The sequence below is a fragment of the Plantibacter sp. VKM Ac-2885 genome, assembly GCF_015351205.1.
Lineage (GTDB): Bacteria > Actinomycetota > Actinomycetes > Actinomycetales > Microbacteriaceae > Plantibacter > Plantibacter auratus.
Genome location: NZ_JADKSK010000002.1, coordinates 1,026,738 through 1,053,393, shown reverse-complemented (window position 1 = coordinate 1,053,393; position 26,656 = coordinate 1,026,738). Strand labels below are relative to the sequence as shown.

Sequence of the window (26,656 nt, the reverse complement as noted above, 5' to 3'; positions counted from 1 at the left end):
CACGTCGATCGGACCACCTCATGACTGACTTCAACGGCCGCACCATCCTCGTCACGGGAGCGAGCGGCGGCATCGGCGGCGCCACTGTCCGCCACCTCGTCGCAGCGGGCGCGCAGGTGATCGCCTCCGGTCGCAACGTCGAACACCTCGACGCCATCGCCGCCGAGACGGGCGCCGAACCGCTGCCCTTCGACCTCACCTCGGAGGACAGCATCCGCGACGCGATCGAGGGACGCGACATCTGGGGCGTCGTCAACTCCGGCGGTTGGGGCGGCGAGATCGCCTCCCCACAGGAGACCGACATCGACGTGTTCGACAAGGTCATCAGCATCAACGCACGCGGATCGCTGCTCGTCACCAAGTACGCGTCCCGCGAGATGATCCGCCAGGAACGCGGCGGCGCGATCGTCAACGTCTCGAGCCAGGCGAGCCTCGTCGCCCTCTCCGGCCACATCTCCTACGGCTCGTCGAAGGCCGCGCTCGACAACATCACGCGGGTCTCCGCCCTGGAACTCGGGAAGTACGGCATCCGGGTGAACGCCGTCAACCCGACCGTCGTGATGACGCCGATGTCCGCCTGGTACTGGGGTCGCCCCGACATCGAAGGCCCCTTCCTCGAGGCGATGCCGCTCGGCAAGTGGGCCACCGAGGACGACATCGCCGGCCCGATCACCTTCCTGCTGAGCGACGCCGCCGGCATGATCTCCGGCGTCTCGCTGCCGATCGACGGCGGCTACACCGCGCGCTGACCCGATCCGGCAGGACCGAACGGAAGGGACCCGAGCATGGCCACGATGCGCCAGATCGCCGCAGCCGCCGGCGTGAGCGCGAAGACGGTCTCGCGGGTCTTCAACGAGGACCCGCACGTCCTCCCGGCGACCCGAGAACGGGTCGAGTCGATCATGCGGGAGCTCGACTACGTGCCGAACTCCCTCGCGACGGCGTTCCGCTCGGGCCGCCCGTCGGTCATCGGGGTCGCCGTGCCCGACATCGTCGACCCGTTCTTCGCCGAGATCGCGCGTGCGGTAGAGCGGACGGCGCGCGATCACGACATGTCGACGCTCGTCACGAGCCTCGGCGACGACCCGGACCGCGAGCGCGCGGTCCTCGAGCCGATGCTCCGGCGCCAGCTGGCCGGAGTGGTGCTCGCGCCGATCAGCGACGACCAGAGCTCACTGGCCGCGTGGGCGTCGCGGACGCCGTTCGTGTTCGTCGACCGCGCGCCGGGTGGCCTCGCCGCCGACGCCTTCACGCAGGACGACTTCGGTGGGGCGTTCGCGGCGACGACGCACCTCGTCGAGCACGGCCACCGCCGGATCGCCTTCGTCGGCGACGAGCTGGCCCTGCCGACGACCGCCGAGCGGCTGCGCGGGTACCGGGCGGCACTCACCGAAGCCGGGCTGCCCGCCGACGAGGAACTCATCGCCCTCGGCGCGGCGACCCGCGAGGGGGCGGCTCGTGCGCTGGCGGCGATCGACTCGAAGGCGACGGCCCTGTTCTCGTCGAACGCCGTCTGCACGATGGCGTTGCTGCCCGCACTCGCCGAGCAACCGCTCCCACTCGTCGCGTTCGGCGACTTCCCCCTGGCCGAGCTCCTGCGACCGTCGGTGTCCGTGATCACGCAGGACCCGGAGGCCCTCGGTCGACTCGCTGCGGAACGGATCATCGACCGACTCGACCGCCCCGACGCGCGATACCGACGGAGCACGGTCCTCCCGGTGCACCTCGTCGAGCGCGACTCATGCCGGGCCGCACCCGCGGTGCGCTGAGCCCTCCCGACTCAGCGCCGCCCCGTATAGCCGTCGAATCCCCGGCCCCTGAACCATCTCGGTCCCTGATCCTGTCGAAGGGCGCCACGCGAACGCCCCGGGAACTCGACCGGCTCGGGAACCGAAACCGGCCGGCCTAGTAGCTCAACACCGCCGGCGCGAGCTCCGCCGTCTGGTCGCCGACGCGGCTCGGGTCGCGCGGGTCGAGGCGACGGACCTCGCCGACGTCCGCGAGTCCGTCGAGCTCGATCCAGAAGATGTTCGGACTCCGTGTCGAGCCGAAGTAGTACACCCGGTTCGTGAGGTCGGCACCGGCCCGCCACCAGGTCGGGTACACGTCGCCCGTCGAATACGGCGCGCCGTACGGCACCGACACGTTCGCGATGAGCTGGAACACACCCGCCACCGCCTCGACGGTGTCCGCCGGCTCCGGCAGGTAGTGGAGGAAGTAGGAGGCCCGCACGAAGCGGTCGACCGAGGTGATGTCGCCGGGAGGCGGCAGTTCACCGCCGAACGGCCGGTAGCGGTCGCGGTTGGTGATCTGCTCGTCGAGGCTCGGCGAGTTCGCCATCACGGTGAACTCGCGGCCGTGGTGGACGACGAGCCGGCCGTCGATCGGCTCGATGATCGCGGAGTCACCTGAGGCGTCCTCGAGTGCGATGTGGATCCCCATCTGGAGGCCGCGGAACATCGGGGACGTGATGCGCACGGCGTCGATGTCGGCGACCGCTTCGGCGACCGTGGCGTAGGTGTCGAGGAGGTACTGCACCCACAGCGCGTTCGAGACCGTCGGACGGCCGTCGGGCTCGGCGAACGTCACGTCCTCCGGGTCGAGGTAGAGCGCGTGCGCTCCGAGGCCCGCCGTGTTCAGGCCGTCGACGGTCCCCATCCCCCACATGCTCGTGACGACACTGCCGTACCGGGAGGTCCACCGGTGCGAGGTGGCGTCGCCCGTGCCACCTCGGTCGGTACCGCTCGGGACGAACCACAGCTCGGGTTCGTCACTCTCCGACCAGTCCATGCAGCGGCTGACCGTCTTGGCGACCGCGTTGTCGTTCCAGAAGATTCGAGTGCACACGCGCTGAGCGTACTCCGAGCGCGGTGCTCGCCGGAGGGGCTATCGCCCACGCAGTGCCGCCGCCTCGCTGAGCCATCGGCTGTAGAGGTCCCAGGGGTCGACGTCGCGGGCGACCGAGGCGGTGTGGGCGAGCAGTCGGGGCGACCCCGTGAACCATTCGGAACGGTCGAGGCGCTCGCGGGCGAACTGTTCGTGACGCGCACGCTCGACGTGCCGGTCGCCGCGTTCGAGGGCGAGCAGTTCGTCGTGCCAGATCGCGGCGAACCGCTGGCGTGGGTTCGTCGTGGTGCCGATCTTCACGCGGTCGCCGTGGCGGAGGTAGTAGACGACGTCGATCCGCGGCCGGGCGAGGTCGTCGTCGGGCACGTCCCCGTGCCGCCACTCGCACGCGGCGCACAACCAGGCGGACGGGTAGTGCCGGCCGAGCCGCGAGCCGCACATGATGCACGGCGACGGCAGGACGTCGACCACACCCCAACGGCGCTCCGCCCAGTCGGCGGCGAGGGCCAGGTGATCCTCGCAGAGCGCGACGGGCGCGTCGACCGGTGCCGCGGCGTCACACCCGGGTTGTACGCATCGTCTGTGGGGCATCTCCCGAGTGTCCCCCACCCCGCCGACACCGGCCTCCGCCCCCGGCCCCTGAGCCTGTCGAAGGGCACACGAACAGACCCCACCCTTCGACAAGCTCAGGGACCGAACGGGCGAAGCGGCAGGGTCGAGCGACGGTCCTCCACAACTCCCCTGTGATCCGAGAGCGTCCACCGTCGGACGTCAGCGCAGACCGACAGGATCGAGGTCCTGCGAGGCTTCCCGGATGCCCCACGTCTACATCCTCAAATGCGCCGACGGATCCTTCTACACCGGCAGCACCATCGACCTTGCTCGACGAGTCGCCGAGCACATGGACGGCCTCGGAGCGACCTACACCCGCGAGCGACTGCCCGTCACACTCGTCTGGTCGGCCGAGTACGACCGCGTGGACGACGCATTCTTCATCGAGAAACGTCTTCAGGGGTGGAGCCGGGCGAAGAAGCAAGCAGTGATCGACGGGCGGTTCGACGACCTCCCGCGCCTCAGCTGCTCGCGGATCACCGCATGGCGCGATCCAGAACCCGGAACGGACCCGGTGGCCGGTCCCTGAGCCTGTCGAAGGGCACACGGACAGAGCCCACCCTTCGACAAGCTCAGGGACCGAACGGTTGGGCTGGCAAGGACCGGCTGGGTGAGCGGACAAGGACCGACCCTTCAGAAACGACCGACTCCAACCCCGGTCCCTGAGCCTGTCGAAGGGCACACGAACAGAGCCCACCCTTCGACAAGCTCAGGGACCGATCGGTTGGGCCGGCAGGGACCCAACGGGTGGGCTGGCAAGGACCGGCTGAGTAGCCGGACAGGGACCGACCATTCAGAAACGACCGACTCCAACCCCGGTCCCTGAGCCTGTCGAAGGGCACACGGACAGACCCCACCCTTCGACGAGCTCAGGAACCGATACGTTGCGATGGAAGGGACCGGGCAGGTGAGCGAACAGGGAGCGCCCTTCGACACGCTCAGGGAGCGGACCGGCGAAGGGCGTTCGGCTGGGAGACGATCGGGTGGCCTCCCAGCCGATGCGCACGTCACAGCGCGATCGCGCGAGCCTCCTCGTGGGAGCGGATCGCCGCTCGGTAGATGTCGTGGGTGAGCGCCGCCTCCTCGGGGCGCGCCGCCCCGAACCGGTCGCCGAGGGAGCCGTGTCGCTCGGCGAGGAACACGGCCCACATCTGGAGGATCGTGTCGGAGAAACCGGACTCGAAGTTCGGCCCGGTCACCGTCGGCCAGACCGACTGGCTGCCTGCGTCAAGCTGCTGCCACACCTGCTCCCGACCGCCACCCGCGATGTCCCGCACCGCGAACACCTCGACGAGCTTCGGGTTCTTCGTACTGAACCGGACCCCGCCGTCGAGACCGATCGCCTCGAACTCCCACGTGTTCTTCTGTCCGGGATCGATGCGCTTCGTCTCGGTCGCCAGCGGGAAGCGGACACCGTCGTGGGTCGCCCAGCTGTGCAGCACGGCGTTGTCCCAGGTGTCGCATGGCACGAGCGAACCGTCGGGGCCGGGACGCTCGGTGACGATGTTCTGCAGCACCCCGTACACGCTCTCGGGTGCCCAGCCGAGCCGCAGCGGCACGTGCCAGGTGTGCATCCCGAGGTCGTTCATCACGCCGGCCTCACCGCAGAACTGCGTCTGGCGCTTCCAGTTGATCTGCTTGCCCCGATCGATGTCACTCGAGTGCAGGAAACTGTTGCGCGCCTCGACGATCGTGCCGAGCGCCCCGGACCGCACGTAGTCGATCGCCAGCTGCGCTCCCGGGAAGAACGGCATCTCACTCGAACACCGGACGAAGCTCTCCGGGTGCTCCGCCATCGCCGCGAGGACGGACTGCGCGGCCGCCGCGTCGATCCCGAACGGCTTCTCCGCCAGGAGACCCTTCCCGGCTCGGATGACGTCGGTGTAGATCTGCTCGTGGAGGTCGTGACGCACGGCCACGTAGACGACGTCGACCGACGGGTCGGCGAGCAGCTCGTGGTAGTCCGTGGTCTTCGTGACGACCGTGTCGATCTCGTCGAACCAGTCGAGCGCCGCCGGGTTGATGTCGCAGACGGCCGTCAGTCGCGGTCGCACCGGGTGGTCGATGAGTGCCGGCCACCGCTGGATGGCGGCTGCGATCTCGCGCCCCATGAGTCCGCCGCCGATGATCGCGACGTTGACGCGCTCCGCCGTCGCCCGGTCGGCCGTCACCTGGTCGGCGCTCATGCGCGAGCCGCCTCGAGGATCGCGAGGCCGGCATCGGCGTCGGCGCCGTCGTGCAGCACCGCCATGAGTGCCGCGGTGATGGCGGCCGGATGCTCGTGCTGGATGATGTTGCGGCCGTAGACGATGCCGCTGACCCCGGCGTCGAGGACGGCGACCGTGCGCTCCAGCAGGGTCCGGTCGTCGACGCGACCGCCGCCGCGGACGAGGACGGGGATGTCTCCGGCGACCTGCACGACCCGCGCGTACTCGGTGATGTCGCTGCTCGGGTCGGCCTTGATGAGGTCGGCGCCGAGTTCGACCGCCTGGCGCACGAGGGTGACGATCTTCTCGATGTCACCGTCGACCTGGTACCCGCCGGCCGTCGTGTTGTCCTGCATGACGAGCGGTTCGATCATGAGCGGCATCCCGTACCGGGTCGCTTCGCGGCGCAGGGCCATGATCGAGCGGATGTTCGCCTCACGGACCTCGGGGTGGTCGGGGATCTGCATGAGGTTGACGCACACGGCGACGGCGTCCAGCCGGACGGCCTCCTCGATCGCGTGCGGCACGTGGTGGCTGTAGAGGATCGAGTCGAGCGGGTTGCCGTAGACGTTCGCGACGTCCGTGCGCAGGACGAGCGCAGGCTTGTCCTTGCCGGGGACCTGCTGCAGGAGACGGGCCTGGCCGAGAGTCAGCTGGACGGCGTCCGGGCCCGCGGCGACGAGCGTGCGGACGACCTCGCCCATGTCCTCGATGCCGGTGATGAACGAACGCTCGCCGAAGAACCCGTGGTCGACGGCGACGTCGAGCGCGCGACCTGATCGGGCGTTGAAGAGACGATTGAGGCGGTACAGCGACATTGCGGCGGCTCCTGATCGTGACGGGGAGGGTTTCCGAATCGTCCCTCGGTGTGTCACAGTAGTGGCCTGAGACAACGTTGTCTAGCTTGCGCCGGGTCAGCCCCGGGGCGAAGAACGGAGGGTCCATGGGCGAGATCGTCGTCGCCGGTCACATCTGCGTCGACCTGTCGCCAGGGCTGAGTGCGAGCGCACGCATCGATCCGGGCGCCCTCATCGACACCGGCCCGCTCCGCATCTCCCTCGGCGGCTGCGTCGCGAACACCGGCCTGGCCCTCGCCGATCTCGGGAGCACGGTCCGCCTGCACGCGACCGTCGGCGACGACGAGCTCGGCGCGATTGTCGCGTCGCGCATCGCCGCGCACGACCGGTTGCACCCGGCGCTCGAGGTCACCGACCGGGCCGCGACCTCCTACAGCGTGGTCGTCGAGCCCGCCGGCCTCGACCGGACCTTCTGGCACCACACGGGCGCCAACGAGGTGTTCACCGGCGAGCACCTGGCCGTCGGCGACGCGGACCTCGTCCACCTCGGCTATCCCCCGCTGCTCCCCGGGATCGTCGCCGACGACGCGACGCCGCTCGCGAGGCTGCTCGAACGGATCCACCGACACGGTGCGACCACCTCGATGGACCTCGCCGTCGTCGACCCCACGAGCGCCGTCGGCCATCTGGACTGGGAGGCGATCCTCCGGCGCACCCTGCCGCTGACCGACGTCGTGAGTCCCAGCGTCGACGACCTGCGTTCGGCGCTCGGCACGCTCCGCCTCCCGGCCGGGACCAGTGCATCACCGCTGGCCCAAGCCGCGGCGTTCGCGGACCTCCTGCTCGCCTGGGGTGCCGGCGTCGTGGCGATCTCGGCCGGCGAGGACGGCCTGCTCCTCCGGGCGGCCTGTGTCGACCGCCTGCGCCTGGGCGGACGGATGCTCGCACCGCTCGCCGAGGCCTGGGCAGACGTCGACCTCGTCGCGCCGCCCGTCCCCGCACCCGCGTTCGTGTCGACCAACGGCGCCGGGGACGCGTCGACCGCCGGCCTGCTGTTCGCGATGTCACGCGGTGCCGCACCGGCGGAAGCCGCCGAACTCGCGGGCGCGAGTGCCGCTGCGACGATCGCGGGACGCCGTCCGACGGCGGCCGAGATCACCCGACTGCGCCCCGGACTCAGCGGTCGCTTCGCGGTCGCGGGAGGCGGGCGAGCCGGTCGCTTGATCCCCCATACGCCAGGATGGTGAGCATGCGTAGCTCCCGCCCCCCGACCATGAACGACGTCGCCGCGGCGGCCGGGGTGGGGCTGAAGACGGTGTCGCGGTACGTGAACGGCGCGACGAACATCAACCAGGAGCTGTCGGAACGGATCGGCGCGGCGATCGAGGCCCTCGGCTACCGGCACAACCTGGCGGCCGCGAGCATCCGCCCCGGGCGGTCGAGCAAGGTCATCGGGCTCATCATCAGCGACCTGGCGAACCCCTATTACTCAGTGCTGGCACGCTCGGTGGAGCGCGTGTGCACGGAACACGGCTACCTGCTGATGTCGGCGAGCTCCGAGGAGGACGCCGACCGGCACCGCCTCCTCGTCGACAGACTGGTCGCGCAGCGCGTGGACGGCCTCGTCGTCGTGCCGCCACGGCAGGCGACGACGGCCTGGGCCACGAGCACGATCGTGCACGTCCCGATGGTGCTCGTCGACCGACCGACCGGGCCGCTCGAGTCGGTCGAGGCGCACACGGTGCTCGCCGACAACGCGGGCGGAGCGACCCGGGCGACAGCGGCCATGCTCGCAGCAGGCGCACGACGGGTCGCGTTCCTCGGTGACTCGCTCGAGCTGTACACGATGCGCGAGCGACTGGCCGGCTACCACCGGGCGCTCGCCGAGGCCGATCTCGGCGGCGCGACGGGGACGGGTCCGATCGAGCCGATCGTCTCCGACGGCGCACACTCCGTCGAGGATGCTGCGGCGGTCGTGGCGGGGTTCCTGGCGTCGGGCGAGGTGGACGCCGTGTTCGCCGCGAACAACCGGGCCGCGATCGGGGCCATGCAGGCGTTCGCGACGGCCGGACGACGGCTGCCACTTGTGGGGTTCGACGACTTCGAGGCGGCACCCCTCGTGTCGCCGGCGGTGTCGGTGGTGGCGCAGGACGTGGCGCTCATGGGCCGGGTCGCGGCGGAGACCCTCCTGGCGCTCATCGCCGGCGAGGCGGGCCCGCCCGTGACCCACACCCTGGACGTGCGTCTGGAGCTGCGCGGCTCCGAGCGCTGACGCCCTTCGACAAGCTCAGGGACCGGAAGAAGTGCACCGGACCGGAGGGGCATTCACGGACCGGGGGAAGCGACCCCCGAGTACGAAGCAACCGCACACGGAGAACCGCTCCCTGAGCCTGTCGAAGGGCACACGAGAAGACGCCGCCCTTCGACAAGCTCAGGGACCGGAAGAAGTGCTCAGGGACCGGAAGAGGTGCTCCGGGACCGGAGGGGCATTCACGGACCGTGGGAAGCGACCCCGAGCACGAAGAAACCGCGGACGGAGAACCGCTCCCTGAGCCTGTCGAAGGGCACACGAGAAGACGCCGCCCTTCGACGAGCTCAGGGACCGGAAGAAGTGCTCAGGGACCGGAAGAGGTGCACCCGGACCGCCCTTCGACAAGCTCAGGGACCGGAAGAGGTGCTCAGGGACCGGCAGGGTAGGTGAGCCCGTGGCCGAAGCGGAAGAGCGGGTCCTCGGTGTCGTAGGGGACGTCGGACCGACTCGCCTCGACGGCCGCCATCGAGCGCGGCAGGTCGAACGGCAGCCGGCCCTCCGGCAGCGCCCGACCGAAGACGACGTCGAGGAACGCCGCGTCACTGCCGCCGAAGCTCGCGACGAGCGCCGCGACCGCGTCCACCACCCCGGTGAGGATCGCCGGTCGGTCGAGATGCATGTCGAGCACGGTCGGCACCGTCAGCGCGAGCGCCCGCAGCCGCTCGACCTCGTCGGCCGGGATGTCGAGCGATCCGGCGTGGAACATGGCCTCGAAGCCGCCGGGCCGCGGTTCGTACGGCGTCTGCATGCGCACGAGGGCGACGTCCGCCGAAGCCGGATCCGCGACGACCTCGCCGTACGCGCCCGCGAGCTCGGGATCGACGCCCTCCAGGTACAGCCTGGGACGCGGCGAGCGCACCGGCAGCGTCTCCGCCACGTTCGTCAGGACGGTGAACGCGCGGCGCTGTGCGGCCTCGCCGGCGGCGACGAAGTCCGCGCGCCCGACGACCCCGCTCGCGGCGCCCGCGTCGACGTACGGCTGCTCGAAGAGCCCCAGCACGAACTTCTCGCGCAGCAGTCGGCGCACCGAGGCGTCGATGCGATCCTCGGTGACACGTCCCTGCTCGACGAGTTCGACGACGAGCTCGGGTCGGGCCTCGCCACCGAACTGGTCGCAGCCGGCCTGCAGGATGCGCTCGACCCGGGACAGCTCGTCGAGGTGCTCCAGGCCCCAGGCCCGTGCGGGCATGTCCTGTCCCATGATCGACGTGTCGGTGACGAGTCCCCAGTCGGTGCAGACGATGCCTGCGAAGCCGAGTTCCTCGCGGAGGAGCCCGGTGATGATCCCGTGGTTGAAGGCGAAGGCGACCTCCTCGTGTTCGGTCCCGACGGGCATGCCGTAGTACGGCATCATCTGCGCGGCTCCGGCGGCGATCGCGGCGCGGAACGGGATGAGGTGGTAGTCGAGGTTGTCGCCGGGGTACACCTGTTCGCGCCCGTAGGCGAAGTGCGGGTCCTCCCCGTCGAGCTGGGGCCCACCGCCCGGGAAGTGCTTCGTCATCGTGGAGACCGACTGCGGCCCGAGTTCGGCACCCTGGAACCCTCGGATGTAGCCGGCGACGAGTTCGGCACTGAGCTCGGCGTCCTCACCGAACGTGCCACCGATGCGCGACCAGCGCGGCTCGGTCGCGAGGTCGACCTGCGGGTGGAGCGCCAGCCGGATCCCGACGGCGAGGTACTCCTGCCGTGCGGTGTCGGCGAACGCCTCGACGAGGTCGACCGATCCGATCGCCGCGAGGCCGAGCGTCTCGGGCCACTGCGAGAAGGCGCCCGCGCGGGCCGCGGTCCCCACGTTGTCGGTGAAGTGGTTGCGCGGGTCGGTCGACAGCGTGACCGGGATGCCGAGTCGCGTGCGCGACGCGCGCTCCTGCAGGGCGTTGGTCCACTCGGCGAGCGCCGTCGTGTCGGGCGCGGTGCCGAGGACGTTGAAGTGGGACATGAGCTGCTCGCCGATCATGTGCTCGCCACTCGCGAGTCCCATGTGCGGGTTCGCCTCGTCGATGGGCCCCGGGGCGATCATCGTCTGGAAGAGCATGCCGGCCTTCTCTGCGACGGTCATCCGTCCGAGGAGGTCCTCCACCCGGTCCTCCACCGGCAGGCTCGCGTCGCGGTAGGGCAGCGCCGGTTCGTGCTCGCTCATGGGTGGTCCGTTTCTCGTCAGTGAGTGGGCGGCGTCGGGATCACCCGGGCTCAGGCGAGCCGGAAGCGAAAACCGAACTCCGTTCGGGAACGGAGCGTGACTCCAGTATGCCCGCTGACGAGGATCACGCAAGACTCAGTCGGCGTGGTTCCCCATGGCGCGCAGCCCGTCGGCCAGCCAGTCCAGCGACGGGGAGACGCCTGGCGCGAACGGATGGCGATTGAGGTGGCCATGGAGGACGCCTGGCTCGAGCCGACTGCGGACGGGAGCACCGGCGGCCTCCGACGCCGCGATGAGCAGCTCCCCCGACGGCCGGAGGTCGTCGAACTCCGAGAGCAGCACCCACAGCGGCGGGCGGTCCGGGGTCACGGGGACGATTCCCGGCAGGGCGAGCTCGGGCACGTCCTCCAGGCGACCGACGTAGTTCCCGACCATCCAGTCGATCGACTCGGTCGGGAACCGCATGAAGTCCGGGAGGACCGCCATCTCGGCCAGGACGTCCGCGGGCAGGGCTGGCACGACGGCGTGCAGGAACGGGTAGGCCAGCAGCACGGCGTCCGCGCGGCGATCGCTGCGGAGTGAGGCGGCGAGCGCGAGGGCCGCTCCGGCGCTTGCTCCACCGATGGCCGTCCGCGCACCGGGAACGGCCGACCGCTCGTCGTCGAGCTGCTCCCAGACCGCGAGCACGTCGTCGAGCGGCACCGGGTATCGCGTGGTGCCGTCCGCCAGTCGGTAGTCGACGGAGACGACCTCGGCACCCGCCCGCGCCGCCAGTTCGGCGCTCACGACGTGCGCCTCCGGCCAGTCGAGCGTCCCCGCCGCGAAGCCGCCGCCGTGCACCCAGAGGAGGGCGGCACCACTGGGGTCGGCCGGGACGTAGCGCCGGATCGGGACCGTGCCGTGCGGACCGTCGACGACCTCGTCGGTGATCACCACGTCGCTCGGCGGGTTCCATGGCCCGTCGTCGCCGTAGGCTGCGAGTCGTTCCTGGAACGCCTCGTCGAGCGTCCCGCCGGCGGCGGCGCGATCGGCGTTCGAGAACCCGTCGAAGAGGCTCAGGCGGTCGCGGTAGTACGGATCGAGTGACATGCGCCGAGCCTACCCAGCAGACTCGGTCGACTCAGCCGACTCAGACCACGATGCCGCCGACGCGGTGGAGGTAGACGTCGATGGCGTCCCGGCTCTCCTGGATGCAGCCGAGCTTCGCGTCCAGTCGCTCGCGATGCTCGAGCAACCGCTCCAGCACCTCCGCCGAGGGCGTCACCTGGTAGATCGTGTCGTCGTCCTCGAAGCAGGGCAGGACCTGGAGGATGAGCGCGGTCGGCATGCCGACGCCGATCAGCTCGCGGATGCGCTGCACCTTCGCGACGAGGTGGTCTCCGTACTCGCGGTACCCGTTCGGGCAGCGGGTCGGGCGCAGCAACCCCTGTTCCTCGTAGTACCGGAGCAGCCGCGGCGTGCTCCCGGTGGCCGCCGCCAGTTCGCCGATGCGCATGCAAGACCCCTTCGACCGAGTTGTGTCCTCTTGGAGCAGCCGTCGGTGCCGGGCGGATATTCCCGGGGCATCCTCGTCGGCTTGACCCTGCCACCAGTGGCAGGCCGGGAGACTCACCGACATGACCACCGACAGCGTGCGCACGGCACGATCCACGACCCCTCCTGCCACCGGAACCCGCTCTCCCCTCCCGACCGCGCTGCTCCTCGCCGCCGTCGGATTCGTGACGCTCCTCACCGAGGTGCTCCCGGCCGGGGTCCTCCCGGCGATGGCCGCCGACCTGGGCGTCTCGGAGTCGATCGCGGGCCAGAGCGTCGCCGTCTTCGCACTCGGTTGCATCGTCGCCGCGATCCCGCTCAGCCGTGCCCTCGCGAAGCTCGACCGCCGGACGGTCGTACTGCTCGCCCTGATCGTCTCGGCGCTCGCGAACGCCGGCACGGCCGTCGCGCCCGACCTGCTCACGCATCTCGCGACCCGGTTCGTCGCGGGGCTCGTGGCCGGCGTCGTCTGGGCGATGCTCCCTGGGTACACCCGCGGGTTCACCACCCCGGAGCGGTTCGGCTCCACCCTCGGCGTCGTGCTGTCCGGTGCCACACTCGGCTTCGCGCTCGGCGTCCCGGCCGGCGCGGTCCTCGGTGAGGAGTTCGGTTGGCGCACGGTGTTCGGGATCGTCGCCGCCGCCACCGCGCTCCTCGGCGTGCTCGCGGTCGTCGTCGCTCCTCGCGTGGCGGGCAGCGCCCCCGGGCGTTCGACGCGCATGGGTGCGGCGCTCCGCATCCCCGCGGTCGTGACGATCCTCGTCGCCCTCGCCGTCTGCATCATCGGCCAGAACATCGCGTACACCTACCTCGCACCGGTCCTGTCCTCCCGCGGGACGCCCGTGCCGCTCGGGGTGCTCCTCGCAACCTTCGGTGTGGCGTCGGTCGTCGGGACGCTCGGCGCCGGACGGCTGGCGAACCTGCGCCTCGGGACGACCATCCTCACGGCCGCCCTCCTCGGGACCGTCGGCCTCGCCGTCGTGGCCTGGGATCCCCCGGTCGTCGTCCTCCTCATCGCCGCGGCGGGCTGGGGGCTCGCCTTCGGCGCCTACTCCGTGCTCTTCCAGGTGGCGATCGCCCGGGTCGCCGGGAACGCTGCGGACGCGGCGCAGTCGGCGCTCGTCACGGTGTGGAACTGCTCGATCGCCACCGGCGGCGCGGTCGGCGGGATCATCCTCGGCACCTGGGGCCCGGCCCTGCTCCTCCCGGCAGCGGCCTCGCTGACCGTCGTCGCCGTCCCCCTCTGCGCCGTGATCGCACGCGCCGTCCGCCGCGGGTGAACGATGGAGGACCCGGCACGCCAGCGCCGGGTCCTCCTAGACTCGATGCGATGCCCGTCCCGTTCCTCCACTCGCCGAACATCCTGTTCGACACGGTCGTGGACCGCACGGAACGGCTGTCCCCCGGCTTCCTCCGCCTCACCCTCGCCGGTGCCTCGCTCGCCGACTTCGCCCCGTACGAGCGGGACCAGCGGATCAAGATCCTGCTGCCGGGAGACGACGGCGCCTACCCGGACGGACTCCACGACGGCCTGCCGGAGCACGCGTGGCGGCGCACCTGGCGCGCACTCCCACCGGCGGACCGTCCGGTGATGCGCAGCTACACGGCCCATCGCGTCAGGCCGGCGCGGCAGGAGGTCGACCTCGACGTGTTCATCCACGAGCCGGCTGGCCCGGCCAGTCGATGGGCGCTCGGGGCGCGGCCGGGCGACCGGTTGCTCGTCTCGGGTCCGGACGTCCGTCGCGGCGACCCGACACACGGTGTCCAGTGGGCGCCCGGCACCGCGACGACCGTCCTCATCGCCGCCGACGAGACGGCCTTCCCCGCCGTCCACGGGATCCTGCGCTCCCTCGACGAGGACGTCCGGGCCCACGTCCTCCTCGAGCTCGGCGACCCCGCCGACGCCGCCTTGCTCGAGCCCCTGCTCGAGCGTCACACGGTCGACGTCCATGAACGGGCCGGGCAGGCGGGCGGTGACGCGCTCGTAGCCGGCGTCGAACAGTGGCTCCGCACCCACGGGTCGTCGGCGGCGACACTGGGCACCGGCTTCGCCGCCTGGCTGGTGACCGAGAGCACCCGGATCCCCCTCCTGCGCGCTGCGACGACCGACCACGGGATCGACCCGGAGCGCGTCCACGGGCAGGGCTACTGGAACGCCCGGCCCAGAGCCACACCCGAGTGAAGGTTATGCTTGCCTTACTCGGTCGCGTCCGCCGCGACCCGTTCGAAAGGTGATCCGTGCCCCTCCTCCTCGCCGATCGTCGACGTCTCGTCGCCGTCGCCGCCCTCTCCATCGCCGCCCTCGGCCTCTCCGCCTGCAGCAGCTCGAGCGCCTCGACCCCCTCGGACACCGCGACGAGCGCGACCCACGTCATGGAGCACGCCCACGGTGAGACCACCATCCCCGACGCACCCAAGCGGGTCGTCGTCCTCGAACCGGTGCAGCTCGACACGACCGTCGCGCTCGGCATCACCCCGGTGGGCGCAGCGGTGCTGAACGAGACCGCCGGCGTCCCCGCCTACCTCGGCGAGCAGGCCGCCGACATCCCCACCGTCGGGACCGTGGCGGAGCCGAACGTGCAGCTGATCGCCGCCGCGAAGCCCGACCTCATCATCGGCACCGAGTCACGGCACTCCGCCCTGTACGACCAGCTGTCCGAGATCGCGCCGACCGTGTTCATGGCGACGCAGACCGACCCCTGGCGCGACAACGTGCAGTTCGTCGCCGAAGCACTCGGTGACCCGGACGGCGCGGACGAACTCCTCGACGCCTACGACGCACGCTGCGCGGAGATCGCGAAGGAGCACGACACCGCCGGCAAGACGGCACAGCTCATCCGCCCGCGCGACGGCGTCCTGACGCTCTACGGCCCGACCTCCTTCGCCGGCAGCACCCTCGAGTGCGCCGGGTTCACGACGCCCGAACACGCCTGGGAGGACATCTCCCTCGACCTCTCCCCCGAGCGCGTGCTCGAGGCGAAGGCCGACCAGGTCTTCGTGACGAGCGTCGATCCCGACGACACCTCGACCCTGCCCGCCTCGCTCACCGCGAACACGGACGCCTTCCCCGAGCTGCACCTCGTCGACCAGTCCTTCTGGATCACCGGCGTCGGCCCCCTCGGCGGCATGGCCGTCCTCGACGACCTCGACCGGCTGCTCTCCGACGGGTCGTGACGAACCCGACCGCGATCCTGACCGCCCGCAACACCTCGGTGGGACGGCGGGCGCCGCAACGACACCGCCTGCTCGTCGTGCTGCTCGCGGGCGTCGCGGCGCTCGCGGTCGCCGTCCTCCTGTCCCTGTTCGTCGGCGCGAACCCCATCGCGCCGGATGACGTCCGTGCGGCGCTCCTCGGCGCGGGCTCGGACGAGGCGGACTTCGTCGTGTGGGATCAGCGGGTGCCACGCACGGTCGCGGCACTGGCCGTCGGTGCGGCCCTCGGCGTAGCGGGTGCGCTCATGCAGGCGTTCACCCGGAACCCGCTCGCCGACCCCGGCATCCTCGGGGTCAACGCCGGGGCAGGCTTCGCGGTCGCCGTCGGCCTGGCGTTCCTCGGCGTCCGGGCGCCGGGCGACATCGCCTGGCTCGCCTGCGGTGGGGCACTCGTCGTCACCCTCGTCGTGTACGCGATCGGTTCCGGCGGACGTGAGCAGTCCTCCACCGCCCGCCTCACCGTCACCGGTGTCGCCTTCGGTGCCGTGCTCGCCGGACTGACGACGGGGATCGCGATCACGCACCCCGACGCGTTCGACCGGATGCGCGGCTGGAACGCCGGCAGCCTGCTCGAACGCGACCTCGGTGTCGTCGTGCCGGTCCTCCCCTTCCTCGCCGTGGGGCTCCTCCTGGCCGCCGCGAGCGCGCGGAGCCTCAACGCGATCGCCCTCGGCCCGGACGTCGCCAGAGCACAGGGCGTCAGCGTCACGCGCAGTCGCATCCTGGTGCTCGCCGCGGTGACCCTGCTCGCCGGCGGCGCCACCGCGATCGCCGGGCCGATCGCCTTCGTCGGCCTCGTCGTGCCCCACCTCGTGCGCTGGACGGTCGGCAGCGATCAGCGCCGCATCCTCGGGGGTTCGGTCCTCGTCGGCTGCATCCTCGTGCTGTGCTCCGACGTCGTCGGACGGATCGCGGTGCTCCCAGGTGAGATGCCCGTCGGGCTCGTGACCGCGTTCGTCGGGGCGCCCGTCCTCATCGCGCTCGCCCGACGCAGAACGGCCTCGGGCCTGTGAGCACGACACGGGAACGGGAGACCGCCGGTCCTGTCACCGGGCACCGACCGACACGACGGACCCTCCTCGTCTGCGCCGCCGTCGTCCTGGCGATCGTCGTCGCGGCGATCGCCGGTCTCGCGCTCGGCGACTACCCGCTGACCACCGACGAGGTGATCGGCGTCCTCACCGGACGCGTCGACGGCCTGGCGCGCACCGTCGTGCTGGACTGGCGGCTGCCCCGCGTGCTCGCGGCGATCGGTTTTGGCGCAGCGCTCGGTGTCTCGGGAGCGATCTTCCAGACGCTCACCCGGAATCCGCTCGCGAGCCCCGACATCATCGGCCTCGCGAACGGCTCGTTCACCGGGATGCTCGTCGCGCTCCTCCTTCTCGGCGGCAGCTGGCCGGCGTTGATGGCCGGGTCGCTGATCGGCGGTCTGGCGGCCGCGGTCGCGATCTTCCTGCTGGCCCTCCGCCAGGGCTTGTCGGGCTTCCGCTTCATCGTCGTGGGCATCGGCGTCTCGGCCATGCTCGCGGCGTTCAACAGCTGGCTCCTGCTCCGGGCCGACCTCGACGTCGCGCTCTTCGCGGCGGCCTGGGGCGCGGGGACGCTCAACACCGCGACCGCGACCGTCGTCTGGCCGGCACTCGCGTGCCTCGTGGTGCTCTTCGCGGTCCTACCGTTCGCCGCCCGTCCGCTCCGCCAGCTGGAACTCGGTGACGACGTGGCCGCTGCGACCGGGGTGCGCCTCACCCGTGAACGCGCCATCCTCATCGGCCTCGCGGTCGCGCTGGTGAGCGCGGTGACCGCCGTCGCCGGCCCGATCGCGTTCATCGCCCTGGCCGCTCCGCAGATCGCCCGCCGGCTGACCCGCTCGCCGGGCATCCCGCTGGTCGCGACGGGGCTCGTCGGCGGCGTCCTGCTCCTCGCGTCCGACCTCGTGGCCCAGCATCTGATCCCGCTGACGGTGCCGGTCGGCGTCGTCACGGTGGTCGTCGGCGGGCTGTACCTCACGCAGTTGCTGCTCCGGGAACGCCGGCGCTGAGGGTCGGTTCCGAACCACTCAGCGTGCGTCGTCGAGCTCCAGCAGTTCGCCGACGGTGCAGTCGAGCACCCGGCAGATCGCCGTCAGCGTCGAGAACCGGATCGCCTTCGCGCGGTCGTTCTTCAGCACGGACAGGTTCACCACGCTCACGCCGACGAGCTCGCTGAGCCGGGCGAGGGTGAGACCGCGGTCTGCGAGCAACCGGTCGAGGTTGCAGTGCACCCCGGTCGCGACGTCCTCCTCGGGCGTCGGCACCATCAGACGAGTCCCTCGGTGTCGGCGCGCAGGCGCTCGCCCGCGCGGAAGGCGATCGCGAGGCCGCCGACCGCCATGGCGACGAAGAACGGGATCCAGGTGAGCGGGTAGGGGGTTCCTTCGACGGCGCCGTCGGTCGCGGCCGCGAGCGCGCCGTTGGACGCCATCGTGCCGAACCAGGTGTCCGCGATCCACCCGCAGAGGATGGCGATGGAGGCGATCGAGAGCAGCCGTGCGTTCCCGGGCGCGAAGGCATCGCCACGCAGCAGGCGGCGGAAGAAGCGGAACGCGCAGACGATGACCACGAGGTTCGCGATCGCCGGCAGGATCGCGGCGAGCAGCACGCACACGAAGGTCACCACGGGGAGGTCGGCCACGACGACCGAACCCTGGTCGATCGTGAAGGCGCCGGCTCCTGCCGCACCCGGCAGGACTGCGTCGACGGCGTCGAAGAACACGGGCACCCGGGTCCCGTCGGTGCCGAAGACGTCAAGCAGCCGGAGGACGAGCGTGACGACGACAGCCCCTGCCGCGACGACGGCGGCACCGAGCACGGACACGAGGTCGTTGCGGTTGGAGCGCTCGGTCTTCGCAGCCTGCCAGGCCGCGTGGTCGAAGGCGGACGGCGTCGGGCGATCGGTGGACTCGGTCATGATCATCACATCCATATCGATTGTCGTTGGTATCGATAAACGATATGCCGAGACGGATCAGAACGCAAGAGCGGGCGGAGAGCACCTCCACCCGGCCGGATCAGCCTGGTGGTGGATCGTCGAGCGCCTCGAGCTCCCGCAGCGCCGCCTCGGCGCGCTCGAGTCGTTCGTCCTCCGGCTCCTCCCACCACTTCGGGCCGCGTTCACCGAGCCCGTGCTTGGCGAGGCCGACGCGACGGCGGGCAGCAGCGACCGCGTCGTCGTCACCCGCCCGCTTCGCGACGCCGACGCCGGAGCGCCCGCGGCCGAGGTGGGACTGCAGGGACGCGACGAGCTCCGACGGCAGACTCGGATCCGTCCGGCGCCAGCGCCTGCCGTTCACGACGAACCAGTGGTCGTCCTCCTCCGGCCCGTCGTCCGATCGCGGCGTCACGGGTGCCTCCTGGAGACGACGCAGGGCCCGGCCCACCGCGAATGCGGACGAGACCGGACCCTGGAGGTCATGACGACGCGATCAGCCGTTCTTGACGGCGTCGAGCACGCCCGCCCAGCCGAAGGCGGAGATGGCGTCGGCGAAGGTCGAGTCGCCGCGCCCCTCGCCGATCTGCTTGCCCGAGGCGTCGCGGACGACGACCGTGTGGTCCTTCTCGGCCTCGGTGCCGTTGCCCTCCTCGATGAAGTCGATGTGGATCTCGCTGTCGCCGAGGGTGCCGGTGACCGTGGTCGTGGCGTCCTGCTCGGTGGTCTTCGTCGTGAGGAACGGACCGCCGCCGAGTGCCGCGAGCGCCTCGTTGATCTGGTTCGTGAGCGATGAGGTGTTCATGTGTCTCTCCCTACGGTGGTGAAGAGTCCAGGGTAGTGAGCGGACCCGGGAACGGCGGGAGCATGGCGCTCGCGCACGAGATGTGCGATAGGGCGACCGGAGACGTCGACTGGAGCCGGCGACCGGACACGTCGGCCGGAGTCGCCGCAGGAGCAGAAGATCCGCCTCGCGTCAACGGTCGGCACCATCCAGGTGCGGTCGGAGCCGCGAGTCGTAGGCTGCGAGCCACGCAGACCGGCACCCCGACACCGACGGGCCGGTCGACGAGACGAAGGAGACCCCATGGCCGGAGACACCGACCCCTACACGACCCTCAACAAGCTGCTCGCGGACTTCCGCTTCGCGATGCTCACCACGGTGGACCTCGACGGCAAGCTCGTCGCCCACCCGCTCACCGTGCAGGAGCGCGAGTTCGACGGCGACCTGTGGTTCATCGTCGGCAAGGACGCCTCCGCGGTGCAGCAGCTCGACGTCAACCCGAACGCCGGCGTCACGCTGAGCTCGGACAGCTCCTGGGTGTCGCTCGCCGGCACCGCCGGACTCGTCGAGGACCACGCCAAGCTGGAAGAGCTGTGGAACAGCGTCGTCGAGGCCTGGTTCCCGGACGGCCCCTCCGACCCGCGCGTCGGTCTGTTGAAGTTCTCGGCCGACAGCGCCGAGTACTGGGACAGCCCCGGCGGCAAGATCGCGACCGCCGTCGCGTTCGTCAAGTCGAAGGTCACCGGCGAGACCTACGACGGCGGCGACAACGCGAAGCTCGACCTGTAACGAGCGGTCGCCTGAACATCTTCAGGCACGTTCGTCCGCCAGGACACCGCCGAGGATGCGGGCCGCTTCATCGAAGCGGCCCGCATCCTCGCCGGAGTAGTTGACTCTCAAGTAGGGCCCCGCGGGTTCCGCCGGGAACCACTCGGTGCCGTTGGAGACGATGAGCCCACGGCTCTCGCAGGTGCGGACCACGCGCGGGACATCGGTGCCTTCCGGGAGCCGCAGCCACAGGTTCAGTCCACCGAGCGGCAGCCGCTCGAGGTGCGCCGTCGGGGCGTGCTCACGCAGACTCCCAGCGAGCAGGTCCCGCCGAGCACGGAGGAGCGGTCGCAGACCACGGAGGTGCGACCGCCACCCGGGTTGGGTGACGACGTCGAGGGCTGCGGCCTGCAGGACCCCGCTGATGTACATCGACTCGGCGGCCAGGTCGGCGAGGATCCGGTCGTGGGCGGGCCCCCGCGCGATGACGGCGGCGACCCGGAGCGCCGGCGAAACGCTCTTGGTCAGCGACCGCAGGTAGATGACGTGTCCGTCGTCGTCGAGCGCGGCGAGCGGCCGGGCATCGACGTCGATCGCGAGGTCGTGCGCCCAGTCGTCCTCGATGAGGAACGCGCCGTGCCGCCGGACGGTCTCGAGGATCGCGACCCCCGTCTCCGGCGACCAGCGGCCGCCGGTCGGATTCGCGAAGGTCGGCTGTGCGTAGAACGCCCGCGCACCGGTGTCCTGGAACGCACGCTCCACGACGTCCGGGTCCGGTCCGTCCGGGCCGGTCGGCACGGGGACCAGCGTCACGCCCGCCTGCTCGGCGGCGAGGATCGCACCCCAGTAGCTCGGCGACTCGATGAGCATCGGCTGCCCCGGGCCGACGAGCGCACGGAAGATCGAACTGAGTCCGCTCTGACTGCCGGAGATCACGATGACGTCCCGCGCGGTCGGCGGCGTGACCCCGGGCGGTGCGGTTTCCCCGAGGTCGGCCGCGAACCACGCCTGGAGCTCCGGCGACCCGGCCGCCGGTGATCGGGTCATCGCCACGTCGGTGCGGGCGGCACGCGCGAGCGCGGCGCGGACCAGCCGTTCAGGCAACAGTTCTCGGGCGGGGTATCCGGAGTGCATCGCGATCGCAGCGGGTGCGACCGACCGTTGCGCCGAGGACAACGCGCCAGAGCGCCACGGCAGCGCGCCGAGCGCAGCGGTCTGCCAGCCGTAGTCCACCGATCGCGCCGGACGAGCCGCCCGCACGAAGGTGCCGACGCCCGGCCGACTCTCGATGAGCCCTCGCCCGGCGAGCTGGCGCATCGCGTTCTGGACGGTGACGGGGCTCGCTGCGAACTCGGCGGTCAACGCCCGATTGGAGGGCACGCGTGCACCCGGAGGCGCCGCTGCGATCCAAGCGGTCATGGCGGCGACGATCCGCCCGGTGCTATCGTTGTCCATGAGTCCACAGAGTAGCGTTATCGTGACGCCAGCGCGAGTGTTATCCCGCAGCGGGCTCGGCTGGGGCTTCCTCGGCGTCCTGGCGTTCTCCCTCACGGTCCCCGTCACGAAGGTCGCACTCGTCGGACTGTCGCCGCTCTTCATCGGTTCCGGGCGCGCGGTCGTCGCAGCCCTGCTCGCCGCGATCACCCTCGCCACCCTGCGAGCGCGGCGACCGGCCGGCCTGCAGTGGGCTCGCGTCGCGATCGTCGCCGGCGGCGTCGTCGTCGGATTCCCGCTCCTGACCTCCTTCGCGCTGACCACCGCTCCGGCCGGTCACAGCGCCGTGGTGATCGGCCTCCTCCCGGCGGCGACCGCGGTCGCCGCCGTCCTCCGGGGCGGCGAGCGCCCGACGCGCCGCTTCTGGATCTTCGCGGGGTCGGGCGCGGTCGCGGCGATGGTCTTCGCCTCGGTGCAGCATGGCGGCCTCGCGCCGATGGCCTGGTCGGACCTCCTCCTGCTCGGCGCCGTCGTCGCGGCCGCCGTCGGCTACGCGGAGGGCGGCCTGCTCGCCCGGGAGCTGGGCTCCTGGCAGACGATCTCCTGGGCGCTCGTCGTGGCATCACCGCTCATGGTCGCCCTCACGGCACTGTCGGTCGTCCAGCAGCCGCCGACCGCAGCCATCGGCAGCTGGCTGGCGTTCGGCTACCTCGGCGTCGTAAGCATGTTCCTCGGCTTCTTCGCCTGGTATCGCGGACTCGCGATCGGCCCGATCGCCCGGGTCAGCCAGATCCAACTCGTCCAGCCGGTGCTGAGCATCGTCTGGGCGGCCCTCATCCTCCGCGAGCGACTCGACTGGGCCACCGTGCTCGGCGGGCTCGCGGTCATCCTGTGCGCCGGCCTCGCCGTCCGCACCCGTCTCGACCGGAAGTGACCCCGCCATGCGCCACACCCCCACCTACCTGATGACCGACGTCGACGAGGTCAAGCGCCTCATCCGCAACCACCCGTGGGCGACCTTCGTCTCGCCCGCGAGCACCGGACTCGTCGCCTCCCACTACCCGGCGATCCTCGAGGAGGACCGGGACGAGCTGTCGATCGTCAGCCACTTCGGCCGACCGGACGAGCGCTCGCACGAGCTCGGCGAACACGAGATCCTCGTCATCATCCAGGGACCGCACGACTACGTCTCGCCGAGCTGGTACCCCGAGGGCCAGGTGATCCCGACCTGGAACCACGTCACCGCGCACCTGTACGGCACGCCGGAGGTCCTCAGCGAGGACGAGAACTACGAGATGCTCTCGCGACTCACCGACCACTTCGAGGACCACCGACCGGACGGCCGCCACCTGTCCCAGGACGAGGCCGGCACCCGGCGGGCCGCGAAGGGGACGGTCGGCCTCCGGATGCGCGTGACCCGCTTCGACGCCCGCGCGAAGCTCAGTCAGAACAAGACGCCCGAGGTGGTCGACGACATCACCGCGCACCTTGCGGAGCGGAATCCGGCACTGGCCGAGGAGATGCGCCGTCAGCAGGATCGGCGGCCGGCGGGGCACTGACCCGACGGGCACCGACGCGACCGCGGGCGTCGCTCACGAGCACGAGGGCGACGCCCGCCGCACTGAGCAGGAACCCGCCGGCCGTCAGGAGCGTGAACGGCTCCCGGAACAGGAGCGCACCCGCGACGGCGGTCGTCGGCGCGACGAGGAACAGGAGCGCATTGAGGACCGTGACCCCGATGCGACGCAGCAGCCACCAGTAGAGCCCGTAGGCCGAGAGTGTCGGGACGAGCGCGAGGAAGAGCGTCGTGAGCCAGAAGGTCGCGTCGCCCGGCGGCACCGCCTCACCGGTCGCAAGGGCGAGCACGGCGAGGAGCACCATGGTCGCCGTCGCGTGGACGGTCAGCGTGAGGAGGACCGGGGATCGGTGCGGCGAGCGCCGTTCCAGGATCGTCGCGGTGATGAGGCTGGCCATGGCCAGTGCGGGCAGGGCGTAGGCGATCGGCGGCGCGTCCGAGGCGCCGAACTGGGACTGCACGATGAGGAACACCCCGACCGCGCCGATCCCGAGCCCCAGCCACTGGGCACCCGGAACCCGCACGTGCAGCAGCGGTCCGGCGAGCGCCGCGATGACGAGCGGCTGGACGGCGTCGATGAGCGCGGTCGTCCCGGTCGAGATGCCCACCGCGACCGAGGCGTAGACGAACACGACGTAGCCGAACTGCGCGAAGAGGCCGATGACGAGCTGCGACCGCACCTGAGCCCGGGTGGCGTTCCGCCACTGCCCGCTCAGCAGCAGCACGATCGCGAGCCCCACGGCGAGCGGGACGAACCGCCAGAGGAGCACGGTGAGCACCGGCACGTCCTCGGTCCCGATCTTCGCGACGATGAACCCGGAGCTCCACGCGAGGACGAACCCGATCGCCGCGAGGGGGACGATGACGGCACGGATCATCCGGGCCATAGGTATACCGATCTGTTTACTCATCCCCGCAGTATACAGACTGGTATAGTTTTCGTATGACGGTCGACACTCCAGAGCTCGCACCCCTCACGCCGGGCGCCCGACGCGTGCTCGACGCCGCCTCCGTGCTCTTCTACGAGAACGGCATCCACGCGGTCGGCGTCGACACCATCGCGGAGGCGGCCGGGGTCACGAAGAAGACGCTCTACGACCGCTTCGGCAGCAAGGAGGCCCTCGTGCTCTCCTACCTGCAGCATCGCGACGCCCGCTGGCGCGTCTGGGTCGACGAGTTCCTCGCCCGGCACCCGGAGCCCGGGATCGACCGGGTCCTCGCGATCTTCGACGCGGCGATCGGCTGGTCGGACGACAACAGCCCCAAGGGCTGCAGCGCCGTCAACGCACGCGCGGAGATCCCCGACCACGCGACGAGCGGCCTCGTCCTCCCCGAGGTCACCCGACAGAAGCAATGGCTGCTCGACCGCTTCGCCGAGCTCATCTCCGAAGCCGGCCTGTCGGACGCCGGAGCGCGCGCCCGCGAACTCATGTTGCTCTACGAGGGCGCGATCGTGACGGTCGGGATGCGCACCTTCCGCGAACCGTTCGAGACCGCCCGCGCGATCGCCGGCCGACTCCTGGCCGCCTGACCGGAGGAGGCGCCGGCCTGTCGGCGACCACCCGACATCGCGTAGGGTCTCGGGATGGACTTCACCGACGACGCCACCGCCACCGACCGCATCGCCATCATCACCGGGGTCGGGCGCCGCCGCTCGATCGGTGCAGGGCTCGCCACCGGTCTCGCCGCGGACGGCTGGAACCTCGTCCTCAACGCCTGGCGACCTTACGACGACCGCGTCGGCTACGAGCGGACCCCCGACGACCCCGAGGCGATCGCCGACGAGTGCCGCGCGCTCGGCGTCACCGTCGAGCTCGTGCTCGGCGACCTCGCCGACCCGGCGTTCCCGGCCGAGCTCGTCGAGCGCGCGGCGCAGCTGGGTCCCGTGTCGGGGCTCGTCATGTCGCACTGCGAGTCGGTCGACAGCTCGATCCTCACGACCGACCTCGACAGCTGGGACCGCCACTTCGCCGTGAACGCGCGGGCGACCTGGCTCCTCATCAAGGCCTTCGCCGAACAGCTCCCCGTGCAGGAGGCACCGCCCCGGGTGGCCGGTCGCATCGTCGCCCTCACGAGCGATCACACTGTGAACAACCTCCCCTACGGGGCAAGCAAGGGTGCGCTCGACCGCATCGTGACCGCTGCGGCGGTGGAGCTGGGCGACCGCGGGGTGCGGGCGAACGTCATCAACCCGGGTCCGATCGACACGGGCTGGATGACCGACGACATCCGCCGCTGGGGCACCGAGGCGACGCCCGCCGGCCGGCTCGGAACGCCGTCCGACACCGCCGACCTCGTCCGCTTCCTGTTCTCAGCCCCGGGCTCCTGGATCAACGGCCAGGTGCTCTCGAGCAACGGCGGCTTCAACGTCGGCTAGGGGCCTCGCTCCCGGCCGACCCGCGCACGGACGTCGGCGATGTCGGCCGGCATGATCCGGCAGCAGCCGCCGATGATCGTCGCTCCGGCCTCCAGCCAGGCCTCCACCTCACCGACCCCGGCGGCTCCGCGCCAGCAGCGGGCGCCGGCATCCCACTGCTCGCCGGAGTTCGGGTAGACCACCACCGCCTTGTCCGTCACGGACCGCGCAGCGGCGATGGCCGGGAGGACCTCGTCCGGGTGCGAGCAGTTGACACCGACGGCCCGGAACTCGTCGATCCCCTCGACGAGACGGAAGCCCTCGGCCATCGGTTCACCTGACCGCAGACGACCGCCCTCCACCGTGAACGACAACCATGCCGGTACGCCCGAACCCCGCACCAGATCGGCGAGCGCCGTCGCCTCGTCCAGCGTCGGGATGGTCTCGAGGGCGAGGAGGTCGGGGGCCGCGTCGACCAGCACTGCCAGACGCCGCTCGTGCCACTGCCGCAGCTCGGTCCGACTGAGACCGGAGGCACCCTGGTACTCCGAGCCGTCGCCGAGCGTCGCGCCGTACGGACCGACCGACGCGGCGACGAGGAGCAGTCCGTCGGGGTCCGATTCCGACCGCGTGTCGCGCGCCGCACGCGCCAGCTCGACGCTCGATCTGAGGAGCCGTTCGGTCTCTTGAACCGAGATGCCGATCCGCTCGAACGCCTCGAAGCCGACCTGGTAGGACGAGGTGATCGCGATCTGCGCACCAGCGGCGAAGAACTCCCGATGAGCGTCCAGAATCGCCTGTGGCTTCTCAAGCAGCAGACCGGCGCTCCACAACGCGTCGGAGAGGTCGTGTCCTCGTGCCTCGAGCAGCGTTCCGAGACCGCCGTCGAGGGTCCAGACACCGCGCCGAACATCCATGCCGTCCATTGTGCCCGCACCACCGCGGGGAGGGGCGCCACTGGACACCTGGTATTGTCTATACCCGTCCAGAGCCGAGAGGACACGTTCTCCCCGAGAACGACCCGCCACCCGACGTGCAGCTCCCCCGAGCTCCGTGCCAGTGCAGCATGGCGATCCTCCGGCATTTCTCGGGCACTGAGCGACTACGCGAGTGC

29 protein-coding genes are annotated in these 26,656 nt (G+C 71.1%); 15 read left to right on the top strand and 14 right to left on the bottom strand.

Translation table 11 applies throughout. From position 1 onward, the window contains the following. The first annotated feature begins 20 nt into the window (after window positions 1–20). The gene (locus tag ITJ66_RS17425) at window positions 21–749 is read left to right on the top strand and encodes an SDR family oxidoreductase (protein ID WP_064296395.1); all 729 of its coding nucleotides are present in this window, start codon (window positions 21–23) and stop codon (window positions 747–749) included. A 36-nt stretch (window positions 750–785) separates the two neighbouring features. Further along, entirely contained in the window at window positions 786–1,769 is a 984-nt protein-coding gene (locus ITJ66_RS17420; protein WP_192018458.1) for a LacI family DNA-binding transcriptional regulator, read from the top strand. Window positions 1,770–1,905: 136 nt separating this feature from the next. On the opposite strand, the gene ITJ66_RS17415 is transcribed toward ITJ66_RS17420, so the two are convergent. Together ITJ66_RS17415 and ITJ66_RS17410 are read right to left on the bottom strand one after the other, a co-directional pair. Further along, a complete protein-coding gene (locus tag ITJ66_RS17415) occupies window positions 1,906–2,847 on the bottom strand; it encodes a linear amide C-N hydrolase (RefSeq protein ID WP_194645446.1) in 942 nt (313 codons plus the stop codon). Window positions 2,848–2,886: 39 nt separating this feature from the next. Further along, window positions 2,887–3,438, bottom strand: a complete 552-nt coding sequence (locus tag ITJ66_RS17410; protein ID WP_194645445.1) for a GIY-YIG nuclease family protein — start codon at window positions 3,436–3,438, stop codon at window positions 2,887–2,889. 223 nt (window positions 3,439–3,661) lie between these two features. Here ITJ66_RS17410 and ITJ66_RS17405 point away from each other — a divergent pair, with 223 nt between their 5' ends. Continuing rightward, entirely contained in the window at window positions 3,662–3,988 is a 327-nt protein-coding gene (locus tag ITJ66_RS17405; protein ID WP_124769757.1) for a GIY-YIG nuclease family protein, read from the top strand. Between the two features lie 478 nt (window positions 3,989–4,466). Here ITJ66_RS17405 and ITJ66_RS17400 read toward each other — a convergent pair whose 3' ends face one another. Continuing rightward, a complete protein-coding gene (locus ITJ66_RS17400; protein WP_194645444.1) occupies window positions 4,467–5,645 on the bottom strand; it encodes a Gfo/Idh/MocA family protein in 1,179 nt (392 codons plus the stop codon). Then, window positions 5,642–6,484 (bottom strand): class I fructose-bisphosphate aldolase, encoded by an 843-nt coding sequence (locus ITJ66_RS17395; RefSeq protein WP_085512298.1) that lies wholly within the window; start codon window positions 6,482–6,484, stop codon window positions 5,642–5,644. Before ITJ66_RS17395 ends, ITJ66_RS17400 begins: the two co-directional genes overlap by 4 nt. A gap of 125 nt (window positions 6,485–6,609) precedes the next feature. Here ITJ66_RS17395 and ITJ66_RS17390 point away from each other — a divergent pair, with 125 nt between their 5' ends. After that, complete coding sequence (locus ITJ66_RS17390; RefSeq protein ID WP_194645443.1) at window positions 6,610–7,710, top strand: carbohydrate kinase family protein; 1,101 nt, start codon at window positions 6,610–6,612, stop codon at window positions 7,708–7,710. A 2-nt stretch (window positions 7,711–7,712) separates the two neighbouring features. After that, complete coding sequence (locus ITJ66_RS17385) at window positions 7,713–8,735, top strand: LacI family DNA-binding transcriptional regulator (RefSeq protein ID WP_192018452.1); 1,023 nt, start codon at window positions 7,713–7,715, stop codon at window positions 8,733–8,735. A 406-nt stretch (window positions 8,736–9,141) separates the two neighbouring features. Here ITJ66_RS17385 and ITJ66_RS17380 read toward each other — a convergent pair whose 3' ends face one another. From ITJ66_RS17380 to ITJ66_RS17370, 3 genes are all read right to left on the bottom strand, one after another. Beyond that, the gene (locus ITJ66_RS17380; RefSeq protein ID WP_194645442.1) at window positions 9,142–10,914 is read right to left on the bottom strand and encodes a glycoside hydrolase family 3 protein; all 1,773 of its coding nucleotides are present in this window, start codon (window positions 10,912–10,914) and stop codon (window positions 9,142–9,144) included. Between the two features lie 135 nt (window positions 10,915–11,049). After that, complete coding sequence (locus tag ITJ66_RS17375; protein WP_194645441.1) at window positions 11,050–12,003, bottom strand: alpha/beta hydrolase fold domain-containing protein; 954 nt, start codon at window positions 12,001–12,003, stop codon at window positions 11,050–11,052. Window positions 12,004–12,043: 40 nt separating this feature from the next. Next, window positions 12,044–12,409, bottom strand: coding sequence for a MerR family transcriptional regulator (locus ITJ66_RS17370; RefSeq protein WP_124769763.1), 366 nt, complete (start codon window positions 12,407–12,409; stop codon window positions 12,044–12,046). Between the two features lie 121 nt (window positions 12,410–12,530). On the opposite strand from ITJ66_RS17370, the gene ITJ66_RS17365 reads away from it, so the two are divergent. From ITJ66_RS17365 to ITJ66_RS17345, 5 genes are read left to right on the top strand one after another with little or no spacing between them, the layout of a single operon-like run. Continuing rightward, on the top strand, window positions 12,531–13,727 hold the full coding sequence (locus ITJ66_RS17365; protein ID WP_194645440.1) for an MFS transporter: 1,197 nt from the start codon (window positions 12,531–12,533) through the stop codon (window positions 13,725–13,727). A 50-nt stretch (window positions 13,728–13,777) separates the two neighbouring features. Beyond that, complete coding sequence (locus ITJ66_RS17360; protein WP_194645439.1) at window positions 13,778–14,629, top strand: siderophore-interacting protein; 852 nt, start codon at window positions 13,778–13,780, stop codon at window positions 14,627–14,629. 56 nt (window positions 14,630–14,685) lie between these two features. Further along, window positions 14,686–15,621, top strand: coding sequence for an iron-siderophore ABC transporter substrate-binding protein (locus ITJ66_RS17355; RefSeq protein WP_194645438.1), 936 nt, complete (start codon window positions 14,686–14,688; stop codon window positions 15,619–15,621). Next, on the top strand, window positions 15,618–16,673 hold the full coding sequence (locus ITJ66_RS17350; protein ID WP_370582699.1) for a FecCD family ABC transporter permease: 1,056 nt from the start codon (window positions 15,618–15,620) through the stop codon (window positions 16,671–16,673). The genes ITJ66_RS17355 and ITJ66_RS17350 overlap by 4 nt, the downstream gene beginning before the upstream one ends. Further along, a complete protein-coding gene (locus ITJ66_RS17345) occupies window positions 16,670–17,698 on the top strand; it encodes an iron chelate uptake ABC transporter family permease subunit (RefSeq protein ID WP_194645437.1) in 1,029 nt (342 codons plus the stop codon). The genes ITJ66_RS17350 and ITJ66_RS17345 overlap by 4 nt, the downstream gene beginning before the upstream one ends. 18 nt (window positions 17,699–17,716) lie before the next feature. Here ITJ66_RS17345 and ITJ66_RS17340 read toward each other — a convergent pair whose 3' ends face one another. From ITJ66_RS17340 to ITJ66_RS17325, 4 genes are all read right to left on the bottom strand, one after another. Beyond that, the gene (locus tag ITJ66_RS17340; protein WP_079002926.1) at window positions 17,717–17,956 is read right to left on the bottom strand and encodes a helix-turn-helix transcriptional regulator; all 240 of its coding nucleotides are present in this window, start codon (window positions 17,954–17,956) and stop codon (window positions 17,717–17,719) included. After that, entirely contained in the window at window positions 17,956–18,606 is a 651-nt protein-coding gene (locus ITJ66_RS17335; RefSeq protein WP_159879524.1) for a DUF2975 domain-containing protein, read from the bottom strand. The genes ITJ66_RS17340 and ITJ66_RS17335 overlap by 1 nt, the downstream gene beginning before the upstream one ends. A 100-nt stretch (window positions 18,607–18,706) precedes the next feature. Next, the gene (locus tag ITJ66_RS17330) at window positions 18,707–19,039 is read right to left on the bottom strand and encodes a biopolymer transporter Tol (RefSeq protein WP_194645436.1); all 333 of its coding nucleotides are present in this window, start codon (window positions 19,037–19,039) and stop codon (window positions 18,707–18,709) included. A gap of 81 nt (window positions 19,040–19,120) precedes the next feature. After that, a complete protein-coding gene (locus ITJ66_RS17325; RefSeq protein WP_064294727.1) occupies window positions 19,121–19,429 on the bottom strand; it encodes a hypothetical protein in 309 nt (102 codons plus the stop codon). A 282-nt stretch (window positions 19,430–19,711) separates the two neighbouring features. Here ITJ66_RS17325 and ITJ66_RS17320 point away from each other — a divergent pair, with 282 nt between their 5' ends. Then, window positions 19,712–20,197, top strand: a complete 486-nt coding sequence (locus ITJ66_RS17320; protein WP_056013083.1) for a pyridoxamine 5'-phosphate oxidase family protein — start codon at window positions 19,712–19,714, stop codon at window positions 20,195–20,197. Window positions 20,198–20,218: 21 nt separating this feature from the next. Here ITJ66_RS17320 and ITJ66_RS17315 read toward each other — a convergent pair whose 3' ends face one another. Beyond that, the gene (locus tag ITJ66_RS17315; RefSeq protein ID WP_194645435.1) at window positions 20,219–21,631 is read right to left on the bottom strand and encodes a PLP-dependent aminotransferase family protein; all 1,413 of its coding nucleotides are present in this window, start codon (window positions 21,629–21,631) and stop codon (window positions 20,219–20,221) included. Here ITJ66_RS17315 and ITJ66_RS17310 point away from each other — a divergent pair. Next, a complete protein-coding gene (locus ITJ66_RS17310; RefSeq protein ID WP_194645434.1) occupies window positions 21,630–22,544 on the top strand; it encodes a DMT family transporter in 915 nt (304 codons plus the stop codon). The genes ITJ66_RS17315 and ITJ66_RS17310 overlap by 2 nt on opposite strands. Window positions 22,545–22,551: 7 nt before the next feature. Next, window positions 22,552–23,169 carry an FMN-binding negative transcriptional regulator gene (locus ITJ66_RS17305; protein WP_194645433.1) on the top strand — a complete coding sequence of 206 codons (618 nt, stop codon included), beginning with the start codon at window positions 22,552–22,554 and terminating at the stop codon, window positions 23,167–23,169. On the opposite strand, the gene ITJ66_RS17300 is transcribed toward ITJ66_RS17305, so the two are convergent. Next, window positions 23,087–24,097 carry a DMT family transporter gene (locus tag ITJ66_RS17300; protein ID WP_228501978.1) on the bottom strand — a complete coding sequence of 337 codons (1,011 nt, stop codon included), beginning with the start codon at window positions 24,095–24,097 and terminating at the stop codon, window positions 23,087–23,089. The two genes, ITJ66_RS17305 and ITJ66_RS17300, sit on opposite strands and share 83 nt — an antisense overlap. Before the next feature lie 32 nt (window positions 24,098–24,129). Between ITJ66_RS17300 and ITJ66_RS17295 the strand changes: the two genes are divergently transcribed. Beyond that, window positions 24,130–24,717, top strand: a complete 588-nt coding sequence (locus ITJ66_RS17295; RefSeq protein ID WP_194645432.1) for a TetR/AcrR family transcriptional regulator — start codon at window positions 24,130–24,132, stop codon at window positions 24,715–24,717. 54 nt (window positions 24,718–24,771) lie between these two features. Further along, window positions 24,772–25,563, top strand: coding sequence for an SDR family oxidoreductase (locus tag ITJ66_RS17290; RefSeq protein WP_194645431.1), 792 nt, complete (start codon window positions 24,772–24,774; stop codon window positions 25,561–25,563). On the opposite strand, the gene mmuM is transcribed toward ITJ66_RS17290, so the two are convergent. Then, window positions 25,560–26,459: a homocysteine S-methyltransferase gene (gene mmuM, locus ITJ66_RS17285; RefSeq protein ID WP_228501977.1), complete on the bottom strand. Its 900-nt coding sequence runs from the start codon at window positions 26,457–26,459 to the stop codon at window positions 25,560–25,562. The genes ITJ66_RS17290 and mmuM overlap by 4 nt on opposite strands. Window positions 26,460–26,656: the final 197 nt, after the last annotated feature.

Excerpts from the sequence above, each read along its gene's own strand:
- ITJ66_RS17325 (WP_064294727.1), bottom strand. The coding sequence starts at position 19,429 with ATGAACACCTCATCGCTCACGAACCAGATCAACGAGGCGCTCGCGGCA.
- ITJ66_RS17425 (WP_064296395.1), top strand. The coding sequence starts at position 21 with ATGACTGACTTCAACGGCCGCACCATCCTCGTCACGGGAGCGAGCGGC.
- ITJ66_RS17335 (WP_159879524.1), bottom strand. The coding sequence starts at position 18,606 with ATGACCGAGTCCACCGATCGCCCGACGCCGTCCGCCTTCGACCACGCG.
- ITJ66_RS17365 (WP_194645440.1), top strand. The coding sequence starts at position 12,531 with ATGACCACCGACAGCGTGCGCACGGCACGATCCACGACCCCTCCTGCC.
- ITJ66_RS17290 (WP_194645431.1), top strand. The coding sequence starts at position 24,772 with ATGGACTTCACCGACGACGCCACCGCCACCGACCGCATCGCCATCATC.
- ITJ66_RS17420 (WP_192018458.1), top strand. The coding sequence starts at position 786 with ATGGCCACGATGCGCCAGATCGCCGCAGCCGCCGGCGTGAGCGCGAAG.
- ITJ66_RS17390 (WP_194645443.1), top strand. The coding sequence starts at position 6,610 with ATGGGCGAGATCGTCGTCGCCGGTCACATCTGCGTCGACCTGTCGCCA.
- ITJ66_RS17395 (WP_085512298.1), bottom strand. The coding sequence starts at position 6,484 with ATGTCGCTGTACCGCCTCAATCGTCTCTTCAACGCCCGATCAGGTCGC.
- ITJ66_RS17295 (WP_194645432.1), top strand. The coding sequence starts at position 24,130 with ATGACGGTCGACACTCCAGAGCTCGCACCCCTCACGCCGGGCGCCCGA.
- ITJ66_RS17370 (WP_124769763.1), bottom strand. The coding sequence starts at position 12,409 with ATGCGCATCGGCGAACTGGCGGCGGCCACCGGGAGCACGCCGCGGCTG.
- ITJ66_RS17360 (WP_194645439.1), top strand. The coding sequence starts at position 13,778 with ATGCCCGTCCCGTTCCTCCACTCGCCGAACATCCTGTTCGACACGGTC.
- ITJ66_RS17320 (WP_056013083.1), top strand. The coding sequence starts at position 19,712 with ATGGCCGGAGACACCGACCCCTACACGACCCTCAACAAGCTGCTCGCG.
- ITJ66_RS17405 (WP_124769757.1), top strand. The coding sequence starts at position 3,662 with ATGCCCCACGTCTACATCCTCAAATGCGCCGACGGATCCTTCTACACC.
- ITJ66_RS17380 (WP_194645442.1), bottom strand. The coding sequence starts at position 10,914 with ATGAGCGAGCACGAACCGGCGCTGCCCTACCGCGACGCGAGCCTGCCG.
- ITJ66_RS17385 (WP_192018452.1), top strand. The coding sequence starts at position 7,713 with ATGCGTAGCTCCCGCCCCCCGACCATGAACGACGTCGCCGCGGCGGCC.
- ITJ66_RS17340 (WP_079002926.1), bottom strand. The coding sequence starts at position 17,956 with ATGGTGCCGACGCCCGAGGAGGACGTCGCGACCGGGGTGCACTGCAAC.
- ITJ66_RS17310 (WP_194645434.1), top strand. The coding sequence starts at position 21,630 with ATGAGTCCACAGAGTAGCGTTATCGTGACGCCAGCGCGAGTGTTATCC.
- ITJ66_RS17300 (WP_228501978.1), bottom strand. The coding sequence starts at position 24,097 with ATGAGTAAACAGATCGGTATACCTATGGCCCGGATGATCCGTGCCGTC.
- ITJ66_RS17305 (WP_194645433.1), top strand. The coding sequence starts at position 22,552 with ATGCGCCACACCCCCACCTACCTGATGACCGACGTCGACGAGGTCAAG.
- mmuM (WP_228501977.1), bottom strand. The coding sequence starts at position 26,459 with ATGGATGTTCGGCGCGGTGTCTGGACCCTCGACGGCGGTCTCGGAACG.
- ITJ66_RS17400 (WP_194645444.1), bottom strand. The coding sequence starts at position 5,645 with ATGAGCGCCGACCAGGTGACGGCCGACCGGGCGACGGCGGAGCGCGTC.
- ITJ66_RS17315 (WP_194645435.1), bottom strand. The coding sequence starts at position 21,631 with ATGGACAACGATAGCACCGGGCGGATCGTCGCCGCCATGACCGCTTGG.
- ITJ66_RS17410 (WP_194645445.1), bottom strand. The coding sequence starts at position 3,438 with ATGCCCCACAGACGATGCGTACAACCCGGGTGTGACGCCGCGGCACCG.
- ITJ66_RS17375 (WP_194645441.1), bottom strand. The coding sequence starts at position 12,003 with ATGTCACTCGATCCGTACTACCGCGACCGCCTGAGCCTCTTCGACGGG.